The following is a 15,452-nucleotide window of genomic DNA, read 5'->3' on the forward strand; positions in this document are numbered from 1 at the left end:
AATGAAGCTTCCCGCCTAAGCAACGGAGAGCTTTTATTATTTTCCAGATATGCATAGCAAGTCAGATAATCGGTCGGTCTTGCTGGAAAAGGAATGACCGTAATAAATCCTGATGAAATCAGATTTTCACAGAATAAAGTTTCTTATAACAAAACTGAACGAGGGACTACTATCATATGGAACCTGGGCTGGAATGTAACAAAAAACATGATGAAGAGCTAAGAGCAAAAGGTAAAAAAGTCATGTAAGTGTTGCTAGCCTGATAATATCAGCCCATATTTATATCTTAATGTGACATTATCATAATAATACAGATAAAAATAATTATAGAAACGGTATTTTCTATTAATTGGTATTTTTAGTGAAAGCATGTATTATAAAAAATAGATCATATTGAAGTGAAATTATGACTAAGAAAAAATACTCACCTGATAAATTTTATGAAATTAGCACCATTGACTAAGTTATGAATTAATCATTTAAGATTAATATTATGATTAACCATATTAATTAAAACATGAGAAAAATTTGAGAATTTCTAACTGAAAAGTGAAAGATTATCTAATGTATTTATTTGAGTATCTAATTTATATTTATTTTAAAATTAATTAAATATATTTAATTTAAGGAAAATAAACCAAATTTACAACAAAAATTGTTAATTAAATTAAATTTATGTTTAATTTGTTTTAAAACAAGAATTTAATTCTAATTTTTGAATATCTGACCTGAATCCCGAAAAAGAAAACTATAATAGCTTGATATATTCATATATAATATTTTTTAATTTAATATATTGAAATATTTATATAAAATTAATGTATATAAATATTTTTTCTGTAAATACCTGAATTAAATTTTCATAATAAAATAATTTTATTATAAATAAATCAGTTAAATAATTTGTTTAGTTAATTTATGTATTATATTATTAATTAAAATAATAATTTGTAGGTAATGTTATGAATATCAGTAAATACCTATTTTTTTTAAGTCTAGTTAACGGGGTAATATATCAGACGTATGCTGCACCATCGTCAGGTCCGGCTAATCCGGCAGATATTGAGCAGCAGCAGATTATTCGCGAACAGCAAAGGCTGAAACAATTTCAGGAAAAAATGCAGCCTGAAGTCAATGTGCGATTACAGCCTCCGCAAATTGAAGGTACGGTTAACGGTTTACCTCAGGATGAAAAACCATGTTTTGCCATCAGAAGCATCAAGTTAAATGGTGATCAGGCACAGCGGTTTCAATTTGCATTAAATAAAGCTATTAATCAGAGTAAATTCAAACCGGGATTGTGTCTGGGTAGCAATGGCATCAATTATATTATGACATTGGCGCAGAATGCAGTAATAGACAGGGGATATACTACTACGCGCATTCTGGCCAGCCCGCAGGATTTAAGTAGCGGTGAGCTGGTATTGACAGTTATTCCGGGACGAATTCATGAAATTCGTTATAACCTTGATAATGCTGATCAGACACATGTAAATCGTATTCGTCGTATTCAGAATGAATTTCCGGCTAGATCTGGTGACATATTGAATCTGCGAGAATTAGAACAAGGACTGGAAAACCTGAAACGCGTACCGACAGTAGAGGCGGATATTCAGATAGTGCCGGCCGAAGCACCGAACGAAAGTGATGTGGTTGTTTCATGGTCGCAGCGTAAAGTACCGGTACGGATTAGTTTTAATGCAGATGACTCAGGCAGTCATGCTACCGGACGTTATCAGGGCGGTGTAACTTTATCTGTTGATAATCCGTTAGGTTTAAGTGATCTGTTTTATGTGAACTATAATCATGATCTGGGTAGTAAAGACAGTACAGTAGATATTGATGGTAATCGTACCGGCAGCGGTACACATGGCTATTCCCTCCATTATTCAGTGCCGGTAGGAAACTGGCTGATAGCCTTTAACCAGAATTATTACCGCTATCATCAGGCTATAGCCGGTTATGACCAGAATTATGATTATAACGGCAGCAGTGAAAATACAGATTTGGGGATAACCCGAATGATATATCGTAACAGCCACCGTAAAATTGATGTAAGTGCCAGAATATGGCGGCGTAAATCTCATAACTATATAGACGATGCTGAAATCGAAGTACAGAGAAGGCATACGGCAGGCTGGGCTATAGGGCTGAATCATCAGGAATATTTAGGAAATGCCATACTAAATCTGAGTGCAGGTTATAAACGCGGAACCGGTGCAGACCACAGTTTACGGGCAGCAGAAGAAGAATTCGGTGAAGGCACCTCGCGGATGGAAATAATCACACTGGATGCTTCACTGATGAAGCCGTTCAGGGTAGGAAAATATAACTTTAGCTATGACACCTCGTTTCACGGGCAGTGGAATAAAACCCCGTTAATTACTCAGGATCAAGTATCAATAGGCGGGCGCTACACTGTGCGGGGATTTGACGGAGAGCTCACTCTGATGGGAGAGCAGGGCTGGTACTGGAATAACAATCTGAACTGGCAGTACTTACCGGGTCATCAGGTATATGCGGGGATTGACGTAGGGCATATAACGGGAAGAACAAGTGAAATGCAGTTAGGAAAGACGCTGGCGGGTACGGTACTGGGTTTTAAAGGTCAAATAAAGGCTGGCGGGAACTGGTATTACGACGTATTTATGGGAAAGCCGATTTATAAACCGCAGCATTTCCGTACAGACAAAACTACATTCGGATTTAATCTGAATTATTCACTTTAGAGCTGTAATACAAATTTATTCAAAATATAGCGTTGATTATGAAATAAAGAGGATTGCATGATGAATAATAGAGTTACCGGAAAAATTACGAATAATCGATCAATTAATAATTATTTTTTTGTCATTATTAGAATTTTATTCTGCTGATATACGTTTGATTTTAATCTGAATAAATTTATTTAATATTTGGCTTTTTCTGAATAAATATTAAGACAATATTCCAGTTGGTTTTGAGAAATTTTAATTAAATATACTCTTCAAAGGGCAGGAAAATGAATAAGAATCTTTTTAAGGTAATTTTCAATAAAAAACGCGGGCAAATGATGGCTGTTGCGGAAAATACTATTCGTGAAGGAAAAAGTACTGCAGACAGTACTGCCGGTAGTACCGCAATAATGAATAGCACAATCAAGATTGCAGGTTTGCCTGTTCTGGCTTGGTCTATTCTGCTGGGTTTCGGTTTATGCACTCTGGTTATTGATTCCAGCCGAGCAGGTTCGATTCATGCTGATACTTCTGCACCGAAAAATCAGCAGCCGACCATTTTGCAAACAGCGAATGGAACACCGCAAATTAATATTCGAACACCTACTAAAGGCGGAGTTTCAATTAATCAGTTCCGGCAGATGGATGTAGATAACAAAGGCGCTATTTTAAATAATAGCCGAAAAAATACGGAAACCAGACTTGCTGGCTGGATACAGGCCAATCCGTGGCTGAGTAAAGGTGAAGCCAGAGTTATTGTTAATCAGATTAATAGTACCAATCCAAGCCAGCTGAATGGCTATATAGAAGTTGCCGGTCGGCGTGCAGAAGTAATTATAGCCAATCCGGCGGGGATAAATGTGAATGGCAGCGGATTTATTAATGCAGCGGGAGTAACGCTGACTACAGGTAAACCGCTAATCAAGAATGGTAATTTAGATGGGTTTGAAGTCCGACAGGGTAATATCAGTATCGGTGGAGACGGTCTGGATACTGGAAGCAGTGAATATACACGCATTCTATCGCAGGCCGCACAGATTAATGCGGGTATCTGGGCAAATAATCTGAATATTACAGCAGGAAGCAATAATACAGATGCACAGGGAAATATAACTGAGTCTGTACTGACCTCTGCAGAGAATAAACCTTTAGTAGCTATCGATGCAGGCAAACTGGGTGGTATGTATGCCGGTAAGATTGTACTGGTTAGTACTGATAAAGGCGTTGGTGTTAATAATGCGGGGCAGATTTATGCCGGTAATGGTAATTTAAGCATAGATGCTAATGGTTACCTGAGCAATAGCGGCAGTATTGTCGTTTCTGATCAGAAATCTTCTGGTGCTGATATTGCCAGTGTTTCCCTCAATGCTGACAGAGTAACGAATAGTGGAACAGTTTCAAGTCAGGGAAAAATGCTGGTTCATAGTGAGCAGTTAGAAAACAGTGGTTTACTGACTACTGCGGATGAAATCAATATCCGACAGCAAAAACTGCATAATCAGGGAGAAATTAATGCCGGCCGGATAGATATTATTGCAGATAATATTCATAATCAGAACGGGAAAATTATTCAGACCGGTACTCAAGGTTTAGCGCTGGATATGAATAAGCTGGATAATCGTAATAATGGCCTGATTGGTTATGCACCAGAGAAAGATAAGCCAGCTCCGTCTGTACCGGAACATAAACCAGAACCGGCAGAACCTGTTACTCCTCCTACTACAGCCGCCGGTAGCGGACAAACAGTCTCTGCTGTTAATACGCATAAAACACAATTTGAAACCGGACAAATTATCGGTAATCAGGAAATAATTAATGATAATGGTCAGATTATTGCCAATGGTGGTATTGATTTAACCTCGAAGACTGGTCTGAATAATCATGGCAGTCTGAATCTGAATAAATTAACGGTAAGTGGTGAAATATTTGATAATTATCAAGGTAAGCTCAGTGCTCGGCAGGCATTAATTAATACCAATAGCATTGATAATCATCAGGGTGAAATTACTACAACAGAATTATTATCGGCAAAAAGTGGCAAACTGGATAACAGAAAAGGCAAATTACAGTCGGTAAAGAATATTGATATAGATAGTGCCCAGCTGGATAACAGTGATAATGGTTTGATTGCGGCTCAGGAACAGCTAAGTATACAGAGTGGAAATATAAATAACAGTCTGGACGGAAAAATTCAGTCCGGTGCATCTCTTAAACTGAATACGAATAACCTGAATAACCGGCAGGGCAGTATTGATAGTAATAGTCTGATATTAAAAGCCGATATTGTTGATAATAGTAAGGGAGCGATTCGTACCAATCAGCAGCTTAATGCACAGATTGGCAGTAGTCTGAATAATCAGGGCGGAGAATTCGGCAGTGGCGAAGATATATTACTCAACAGTGAAGGCGAAAGCCGTCTGAGTGTTGATAACAGTGACGGCGGAAAAATCATAGCGAATAAAAATGCCTATCTGAATACAGAAAGTATTAAAAATAATAATAAAGGAATAATAAGCAGTGAGAATTTGAATCTGAAAGCAGCACGCGCAGAGAATACGGCAGGGGGTGTTATTCAGGCAGGTAAACAGTTAAAGGCGCAAATTGACGAAAAGCTGAATAATATGGGAGGAAATATTGCAAGTAATGAAGAATTACTGCTAAATGCTGATGGGCCCAGCAATCTGGTATTGAATAACAGCGCAAATGGCAAGATTCAAGCTGGTAAAGGAGCAGTAATTCATGCATCGACACTGGATAATAGTAATGATGGAAGCATAGATGCAGGCAGTATTGATCTGACAGCAGACAGTGTAAACAATGCAGCTGGAGCTATCCGGACAAACCAGAGATTAAAGGCACAAATTGGCAGCAGCCTGAATAATCAGGGCGGAGAATTCGGTAGTGGCGGAGATGTGTTGCTCAACAGTGAAGGTGAAAGCCATCTGGCTGTTGATAACAGTGACGGCGGAAAAATCATAGCCGGTAAAGATGCCTATCTGAATACGGAAAGTATTAAAAATAATAATAAAGGGATAATAAGCAGTGAAAATCTGCATCTTAAGGCATCAGTAAGTATAAACAACAGTGGAAATGGTGTGATTCAGTCGAGCAAAGAGGCAGTAATTCAAGCATCGACACTGGATAACAGCAATAATGGCAGCATAGATGCAGACAGTATTGATCTGACAGCAGACAGTGTAAACAATGCAGCTGGAGCGATACGGACAAACCAGAGATTAAAGGCACAGATTGGCAGCAGCCTGAATAATCAGGGCGGAGAATTTGGTAGTGGCGGAGATGTGTTGCTCAACAGTGAAGGCGAAAGCCATATGGCTGTTGATAACAGTAACGGCGGAAAAATCATAGCCGGTAAAGATGCCTATCTAAATACGGAAAGTATTAAAAATAATAATAAAGGGATAATAAGCAGTGAAAATCTGCATCTTAAGGCATCGGTAAGTTTAAACAACAGTGCAAATGGTGTGATTCAGTCGGGCAAAGAGGCTGTAATTCAAGCATCGACACTGGATAACAGCAATAATGGCAGCATAGATGCAGACAGTATTGATCTGACAGCAGATAGTGTAAACAATGCTGCCGGAGCTATACGGACAAATCAGCAGTTAAAGGCACAGATTAGCAATAGTCTGAATAATCATGGCGGAAAATTTGGTAGTGGCGGAGATGTGTTGCTCAACAGTGAAGGCGAAAGCCATTTGGCTGTTGATAACAGTAACGGCGGAAAAATCATAGCCGGTAAAGATGCCTATCTAAATACGGAAAGTATTAAAAATAATAATAAAGGGATAATAAGCAGTGAAAATCTGCATCTTAAGGCATCGGTAAGTTTAAACAACAGTACAAATGGTGTGATTCAGTCGGGCAAAGAGGCTGTAATTCAAGCATCAACACTGGATAACAGCAATAATGGCAGCATAGATGCAGACAGTATTGATCTGACAGCAGACAGTGTAAACAATGCTGCCGGAGCTATCCGGACAAATCAGCAGTTAAAGGCACAGATTAGCAATAGTCTGAATAATCAGGGCGGAGAATTTGGCAGTGGCGGAGATGTATTGCTCAACAGTGAAGGCGAAAGCCATTTGGCTGTTGATAACAGTAACGGCGGAAAAATCATAGCCGGTAAAGATGCCTATCTAAATACGGAAAGTATTAAAAATAATAATAAAGGAATAATAAGCAGTGAGAAGAATCTGAATCTGAAAGCAGCCCGCGTTGAGAATAAATCAGAAGGTATCATTCAGGCAGGTAAACAGTTAAAGGCGCAGATTGACGAAAAGTTGGATAACACAGGCGGAAATATTGTAAGTAATGAAGAATTACTGCTAAATGCTGATGGGCCAGGCAATCTGGTATTGAATAACAGCGCAAACGGTCAGATTCAGGCTGGTAAAGGTGCAGTAATTCAAGCATCGACACTGGATAACAGCAATAATGGCAGTATAGATGCAGACAGTATTGATCTCACTGCAGACAGTATCGATAACACTGCTGGTAACATCCGCGCCAATAAGCAGCTAAATGCACAAATCAATCAGAAACTGCTTAATCAGTATGGACAAATCAGTAGCGCAGATAATGTAAATATTCATGATCAGCTGCATAATACTTTGGAAATTGATAATACCAAAAACGGTAAAATTCTTGCCGGAAATGATTTAAATTTACAGGCAAAAAAACTGGATTATGCCAGTACTGACGATGCCGGTATAGCTGCCGGTCATGATGCATCTATAGATTTAACAGATGATTTTAATATTAACGGGAATATAAGTGCTAATGCTGGTCTGAAATTGCATAGTAATGGCAAAATAATTAATAATCATAATGTTATCGGTGATAGTGTTATTATTGATGCCAGCCGGATAGATAATCAGGCAGCCGGTACTATTCAGAGTAATAAGCATACAGAATTAAATGTGCAGGACAGTGTAATTAACCGAGGTCTGATAAACAGTAATGGTCTGACTCTGATTCAGGCTGGAAACCTTGTAGATAACGTTGGAACCGGACGCATTTACGGAGACCATGTAGCGATAGGTACCGGCAGTCTGTTAAATCGAGAAGAAATAACGGGTAATGAGACTAAGGCAGCAATTATTGCTGCACGCCAGCAACTGGATATAGGTGCCAGAGATATAGTTAATAAGGAGCAGGGCTATTTACTCAGTGAAGGTGATCTTGCTATTGGCGGAAAGCTGGACAAACAATATCATGCTTCCGGAATGGCTGATAGTCTGATAAACAGCAGTGCGCGTATTGAGGCAAAAGGAAATGGAAATATTGCCGTAAATGAATTACGTAATCTGAATAATCATTTCACTCTTGAAGAATATCTGGCAAATCCTGAGCAGCATATTCAACAGTATTTATTCCCCGGCCAGACAGAGAAATGGACAGAGGGAGTGGACGGGCATTTTAATGAACGAAAGATTAAAAAACAACATTCTGAATTTTATTTTAATGATGGCCGTCCTATGGCCAGAGCGGAAAAAACCGGTATCACATGGTGGGATTTCAATCGCAAAACTTATAAACAACGTGTCAGTGAAAGCAGTCCGGGTGAAATTATTATTGGCGGTAACTTAAATATAAGCGGCAACCATTGGGAAAATAATAACAGCCGGATTCTGGTAGGCGGTAGTCTGACTGGTGCAGATTCGTTACAGCTGGATAATATTGAAAGTAAAGGTCAGCAGCGTGTTGTTGATACTGGTACAGTAGGCGGATATAAAAAAGGTAAAAGTGGCTGGGTGTTCCAGCATGATATCTATAAAAGAGAAGAAAGAGGTAAGATAAACGAGACCACAACCACGACTATTGATCTTGAACAACCTGTCAGCATTATCCAGCAACACACGGAAGTTGATTTTAAGGACAATACCATTATTGGAGTAAATAATAATACCAGTAACATAGAGAATGCAGGAAGTGTACATACGGGTAGTACATCTATTGGCAGTTCCAATAGTAAGCATACAGATACAGACAATGTTACAAGCAATAATTCAGTTAAAGATAATGTCAATGCTGATAATTCAGACGATCACAACATGTCAGCCAATAATCAGCATGTAGGTGATAATAAAACTGATAGTGCAAATGTACCCAATATTAAAACACTTACCAGCCTGAATAATAAATTACCTAATAATAGTTTGTATCATATTGATCCGGATAATAAAGGTTATTTAGTTGAAACCGATCCAGCATTTACCAATAAAAATAAATGGCTTAGTAGCAATTATTTGTTAGAAGCTCTAGGTCAGGATCCGGAAAAAATACAGAAGCGCTTAGGGGACGGTTATTACGAACAAAGACTGATTAATGAACAAATAGATCGGTTAACCGGTTATCGCCGCCTTGCAGGATATGACAGTGATGAAGATGAATATAAGGCATTAATGGATGCCGGCATAAGTATGGCAAAAACTATGGGACTGGTACCAGGAGTTGCTCTGAGTGCCGATCAGATAGCGCGCCTGACCAGTGATATTGTCTGGATGGTAAGTCAGACTGTAACCATGCCTGATGGAAGTCAGCAAACCGTACTGGTTCCGCAGGTATATCTGATGGTACGCGACGGAGATCTGAATACAGCCGGTGCATTAATCAGTGCTGATAATATCAGTCTGCATACTAATAAGGATATTAATAATCAGGGAACAGTGGCCGGTCGCAGAATTGTAGATTTGGGTGCACATAATCTTAGTAACAGTGGTCTGATTAGCGGGCAAAATGTGCTGCTTAATGCAACTGATAATATTGATATTAATGGCGGTACCGTTCAGGCACAGAATGTGCTTGGCATGCAGGCACAACGTATAAATGTTAACACTACCACTGCAACGCACGGTGATGAGCGCAATGGCGGTACCGTGATTGATCGTGTGGCAGGACTATATGTAACAGGCAGTAAAGATGGAATTCTGGCGGTTAATAGTGCAGAGGATCTGAATTTTCATGGTGCCAATATTGTGAATACAGCAACCAACGGACTGACTCAGCTGGCCAGCAGTAACGGAAGTGTTAATCTGGGTACAGTTCAGACAGCAAGCCACTCCGGATATGGTGAACTCAGTGACAGAAACCATCTGGCGCTGGATCATAAAAATGAAAGCGGTACTCAGATTGTTGCTGATGGTAATGTTTCATTAAATGGCAACAAAGTTAATATCCGGCAGAGTGATATTAACAGTATTAATGGTGATATTAATATTTATGGTAAGGAAGGAGTTAACATTACCGAGGGCAGGGCAAAAACGGATCTGGATGAAGCTCATTACAATAAAACAAAAGGAATTTTGTCCACTAAAAAAAGCATAGATAAATATCAGAAACATAATGATGAAGCAGTAGGTAGTACTATTACTGGTAGTAATGTCAGTATCGGCAGTGAACAGGATATTAGTATCCGCGGCAGCAATGTTATTGCAGATAATCAGACAGTATTACATGCCGGTCGTGATATTAAAATCGAGGCGGCAGAAAATCAGTATCAGGAACAGGAATATCATGCCAGAAAAAAATCCGGTCTGATGAAGAGCGGAGGTTCTGGTATCTTTATCGGCAGTCAGAAACAAACCGATGACATTGCCGGAAATTCCCTTATCCATAGCGGCAGCAATGTTGGTAGTCTGAAAGGTGATACCACAATTATTGCCGGTAATCATTATACGCAAAGCGGCAGTACTGTTGCTTCCACTGAAGGTAATGTGGCTGTTGTGGCTAAACAAATTAATGTGCTGGCAGCTCAGGATCAGTACAGCACTGATTATGTGCACACTATGAAGCAAAGTGGTGTTACAGTAAGTGTAAATAGTTCTAAGGGTGGTTCTGTCAAAAAAGCCAAAGATGCAATTGGGCGTATAAATAAAAGTAAATATGATCGTGTTAATGCCTTAGCTGTCTTTAATGCTGGAATGGACACATATAAAGCAGCCAGTGATATTATCAGTAATCCCAAAAAGCCTAAGGATGTTAATGTCGGCATAACATTTGGTCAGCAGAAGTCCCGTTTGGAGAATCACACAGAAGATAAGGTGGCCTCAGCCAGCCGGATTAATGCCGGAGGAACAGTCAATCTGCTGGCAACCGGAGCAGGCAAAGATTCCAATATCAACATCATCGGATCAGATGTGGCAGGCAACAAAGGCACCCATTTACAGGCAGATAATCAAATTAATCTGCGCGCAGCCGAACAAAGCCACAATGAGAGCAGCAGCAATAAATCCAGTGGCTGGAATGCCGGAGTGTCTGCCAGTTTGGGCTCCAGTGGTACATCTCTGGGTATTACTGGCGGGGTCAATCTGGGTAAAGGTGGTGGCGAAGGACAAGGGACAAGCAATCGTAATAGTCATGTCGGCAGCAGCAGTAGCAATACCAGCCTTAGCAGTGGCGGCGCCACCAATATCATAGGTGCGCAAGTAATCGGTAAAGGCGTGAGCATAGATGCAGCCGAGCTGAACATAGCCAGCCTTCAGGACAAAGCGGAATATCAGAGTAAACAGCAGAATGTCAGCGGACAAATAAATGTAGACACAAACTTCATTCCAACCGGTTCAGCCGGCTATAGTGATAACAAAATCAAGGCAGATTATGCCAGTGTAACCGAACAGAGCGGCATCATGGCCGGAAATAATGGCTATCAGATTAAAGTTAAAGGCAATACAGATCTGAAAGGGGCGATCATCACCTCTGCCAGTGCCGCAGAAGCAGAAGGTAAAAACAGCTTGATTACCGGCAGTCTTACCAGCAGTGACATCAAAAATTACAGCGATTACAGTGGTAGCAGTAACGGTATTGATGTCAGTGGCAGTTTGAATCTGAATTCCCCTAAGAAGCTTACCGGCAGCTACTCATCCGGAGAGGGGCATGACAGTGGTCACGACAGCAGTACTACACTTAGTGGTATTAATACCAAAAATATCGTCATTACCGATGAGGCAGCTCAGCAGCAGAATTCCGATAAAACCTCAGCAGAGGCCATAGCCGCTATTCACACTGACACCAGCAGCGAAGATTATGCCGATAAGGCCGGTTATCTGGCTAACAACTTTGATAAGGAAAAAGTACTTAATGAATTAAATATTCAGGTAGAAGTTAATAAAGAATTCCGTCAGAACAGCCATAAGTTAATTAACTCTTATATCGATTCTCAACAGGCAGAGCTGAGGGAAAAAATCAAAAAAGAAACATCTGAAGAAAAGAAAACTGCACTGTATGAAGAAATTTATAAATTGCAATATCAGCGGCGCTTACTGGATACAGTAGTCGATATACTGACCATTAATCCAGAGAAAGCTATTACACAAAATACATTAAAGTCGGCAGCCGATAAAATACGTAAAGAAAATCTGACCAATGCCTTAAAATCGCCCAAAACAGTAGTTGACAAGAAAACCGGAGAAATAAAGAATAATGTTTCCTATGATAATGTGTTTTTTGATGGAGTTGATTTCGGCGGGGTACTGAACTCAAAATTGTTAAAGGTATTATACCAATTAGGAATATATTAGGAATATAACAATGAAACTTAAAAGATTTGTTATGTTTCCGGGGCTATCAGAAGATAGATGCTATTGGCCATACCAATGTACAACAACAGGAATCTGATGTGATCTGTGGTGTAAGAGATTTAAGGAGCGATAATCTGGATTTAAAAATTCTGTATCGTGATATGACAGAAAATCGAGTTACACCACATCAGCATGGTTTATAATTTGCTGATATATAAAAAATTCTGAAAAATTGTACAAATAAGGAAAGGCTATCCGGATTTTGTAATTAAAAAACATTTCCGATAAACTAACTGAGCATGATTATTGAAAGGATATCAATGAACAGATGCGAGGCTGAGAAAAAAGACAGTAATGATGCCTCGCATAACCATAATGAATTTAAGAATACTGAAGGATTCAAAAAAGTATGCTAGAAATTTAGCAAAAAGATAATGCGTGCAATTTGTTACAGAAAGCCCTCGGTACAGGAGTAGCAGCTCCGGTCTGTAATTGTAGTAAAGTGATCCGTATCTGGGATTTCCACAAAACTATATATGGGAATACAGTAGTAGCTTCTAATCCAGATATTTACCGTGACTAAGAACCGTCTTTAGAAATGTAGCAGAATAAAATCTGTAATCAGCCTACGGTAATTTGTATGTTGCTGTTAATAATTCTGCTTTAGAAGTTATCTCCGGCCGGATAACGCAAAAAATAATCAGTACCATGCAGATACTGATTCATGAAATTAATGGCAAACGCTATTTTGTATTTGAAGAAAAGAAACTTAGGCAGAAGTGAATTGCTAAAATCTGTTTACTTATATTTGTCGGTATCGGCGTATGTCTGAGCGATTGCCGTGTAATAAACTTGCAGAATAGTGAATATGCAGAGAGAGCAGTAATAAAACAATTTAAATGATGAACAACATGTTTGTTCTGTGTATGAAAAACGCGGAATACCTACATATGCAACTTACTTTGTAATGCAACAGCAACAATTGAAATTTTAGTTCAAAACAAAAGGTAAAAATTAATAATGTAAGTATTGATAGTCTGATATATCAGTCCTGAATTTAATTTAATTATTTATTCAGAAAATAGTTGAAATTTATAATTCATGGTAGTTTTACAGGATAATATTTTGATCATTATTAAAAATAGCTAAGAATAAAAGTTAAATGACTGAGGAAATTAAAAGAAACTCTATTAAAATAATAACTGTTTTGCGTAAATAAAATAAGAATATTGACATTAAAGCTAATAATATTCTTATATCATAAAAATAAGCTAAGATGATATAATTTAACCTATATGAATATTTTGATAAATTTTAAAAATAAATAAGCTTATTCGGCAATTTGTTTCAACAATTTATTCAATCGTCCTGTGGCATTTTTATAAGGGGAGGAGGTATTAAACTGAATCATGCGTCCGCGTGTGTATTTTTCATGCCAGGGTGAGCCATACAGCTCTTCATTACTAAAGCTATCAATAAGTGAAATCAGATTCTTTTTGTTGGTCTCCAGAAGAGAGAGTAGCTGTTTGAAGTCGGTGATGTCCTGATAATCACGATAAAATTTCTGTGCCAGTAATCCCAGTTGATTCCATTTATATCCTGCTTCCGGAAAGGCAATTTTCTGCCCTGACTGTTCCTGTTTATGCCATGACAGCACCAGTTCTCCCCAGCCAATTAAATAAGACACAAGCTGTGCAGCGCTCATCATTGTACCTTTAGCATGGCCTTCCATCAGAGGCAGATAGGCTCTCTGTTCAGGTACAGCAGCCAGCTTTTTGGTCAGTAGTGTATAGTTTTTGTTAATTGCTTCAATTAGTTCCTGTTTAGATTCAGGTATTGCCATTTGGTTCTCCCTACCTTCAGACATTAACTATATAAACTATGTGGTACAGCATAACATATTTTATGGCAGATAAATGGAAGTGCTATGGTGATTCGGAAAATAAAACTACGGCAAAAGGCAGCTTATTTAGACAATCATTCTTATGTTCATTGTTATTTTTATTAAACTTTTTATTTATTTATGTATCTATTGGTTAAATAAATATTAAAAATATTTTGATTTAATTTTTGCTTGTTTATTGTCAATAAATTCGATTGTATTAAATGTTTTAATCCTGCATTTGTGCAGGTATTGATACCTGCTGATTGATGTTTTTATTTATGGGGTTGGTGAAAACAGATGAGTAGGAAAATACCTGAACTGGTGTGCCCGGCAGGTAATTTACCGGCGCTGAAAATGGCAGTAGACCATGGAGCGGATACGGTTTATATGGGGCTGAAGGATGCAACTAATGCACGCAATTTTGCCGGTCTGAATTTTGACTATAAGTCAGCCGCTGAGGGAATTGCTTATGCACATCAGTACGGGCGTAAGGTGCTGATGGCAATTAATACTTATGCACAGGCCGGCGATGTACTGAAATGGCAGCAGGCTGTGGATACAGCGGCTGAGCTGGGCGTGGATGCGGTTATTCTGGCTGATCTGGGGATGCTGGCTTACGCGCGAAAAACACATCCTCAGCTGGCATTGCATATGTCGGTACAGGGGTCGGCTACGAATTATGAGGCGATTAATCTGGCTCAGGAGCTGTTTGGTATCAAACGGGTGGTATTGCCGCGGGTGCTGACCTTACCTCAGGTGGAACAGGTAATTAAACATACTTCTGTGGAAATTGAGGTGTTCGGGTTTGGCAGTTTGTGTGTGATGGTAGAGGGACGCTGTCTGCTTTCAAGTTATGTGACGGGAGAGTCGCCTAATACCTTCGGTGTGTGTTCACCGGCAAAATATGTTCGCTGGGAGCAGCATAACAACGGGATGGATGCGCGGCTGAATAATATTCTGATTGACCGGTATGGTGTGGATGAGCCGGCCGGTTATCCGACTTTATGCAAAGGGCGGTTTCAGGTAAATCAGGAAACATATTATGCGCTGGAAGAACCAACCAGTCTGAATGTTATAGAAATTTTGCCGCAATTGCTGGAAATCGGTGTGGCGGCGATTAAAGTGGAAGGCAGGCAGCGCAGTCCGGCCTATACAGCTCAGGTCACTAAGGTATTACGGCAGGCTCTGGATATGGCAATACAAAGTCCGGAACAGTTTAGTGTTAATCCGTTGTGGCAGCAGGCACTGGCCAAAGTCTCAGAAGGCCAGCAGGTAACGCTGGGTGCTTATAACCGGCCGTGGAAATGATAAGGG

At 39.3% G+C, this 15,452-nt stretch carries 5 protein-coding genes; 4 read left to right on the plus strand and 1 reads right to left on the minus strand.

Features of this window, described 5'->3' with window-relative positions; genetic code table 11:
• The first annotated feature begins 962 nt into the window (after positions 1–962).
• The 3 genes from H3T75_RS00550 to H3T75_RS00560 all read left to right on the plus strand — a co-directional run bounded on the left by H3T75_RS00550 (position 963) and on the right by H3T75_RS00560 (position 12,456).
• Positions 963–2,729 (plus strand): ShlB/FhaC/HecB family hemolysin secretion/activation protein, encoded by a 1,767-nt coding sequence (locus H3T75_RS00550; protein ID WP_198210754.1) that lies wholly within the window; start codon positions 963–965, stop codon positions 2,727–2,729.
• Positions 2,730–3,001: 272 nt separating this feature from the next.
• Positions 3,002–12,253 (plus strand): hemagglutinin repeat-containing protein, encoded by a 9,252-nt coding sequence (locus H3T75_RS00555; protein ID WP_198210755.1) that lies wholly within the window; start codon positions 3,002–3,004, stop codon positions 12,251–12,253.
• A gap of 26 nt (positions 12,254–12,279) precedes the next feature.
• Complete coding sequence (locus tag H3T75_RS00560) at positions 12,280–12,456, plus strand: hypothetical protein (protein WP_157785048.1); 177 nt, start codon at positions 12,280–12,282, stop codon at positions 12,454–12,456.
• A gap of 1,127 nt (positions 12,457–13,583) precedes the next feature.
• Here the strand turns inward: H3T75_RS00560 and H3T75_RS00565 are convergent.
• Entirely contained in the window at positions 13,584–14,096 is a 513-nt protein-coding gene (locus H3T75_RS00565; RefSeq protein WP_198210756.1) for a ClbS/DfsB family four-helix bundle protein, read from the minus strand.
• Positions 14,097–14,435: 339 nt separating this feature from the next.
• On the opposite strand from H3T75_RS00565, the gene H3T75_RS00570 reads away from it, so the two are divergent.
• A complete protein-coding gene (locus tag H3T75_RS00570) occupies positions 14,436–15,446 on the plus strand; it encodes a peptidase U32 family protein (protein ID WP_078475417.1) in 1,011 nt (336 codons plus the stop codon).
• The last annotated feature ends 6 nt before the right edge of the window (positions 15,447–15,452 follow it).

The sequence above is a fragment of the Snodgrassella sp. W8135 genome (genome assembly GCF_016101225.1).
Classification (GTDB): Bacteria; Pseudomonadota; Gammaproteobacteria; order Burkholderiales; family Neisseriaceae; genus Snodgrassella; species Snodgrassella alvi.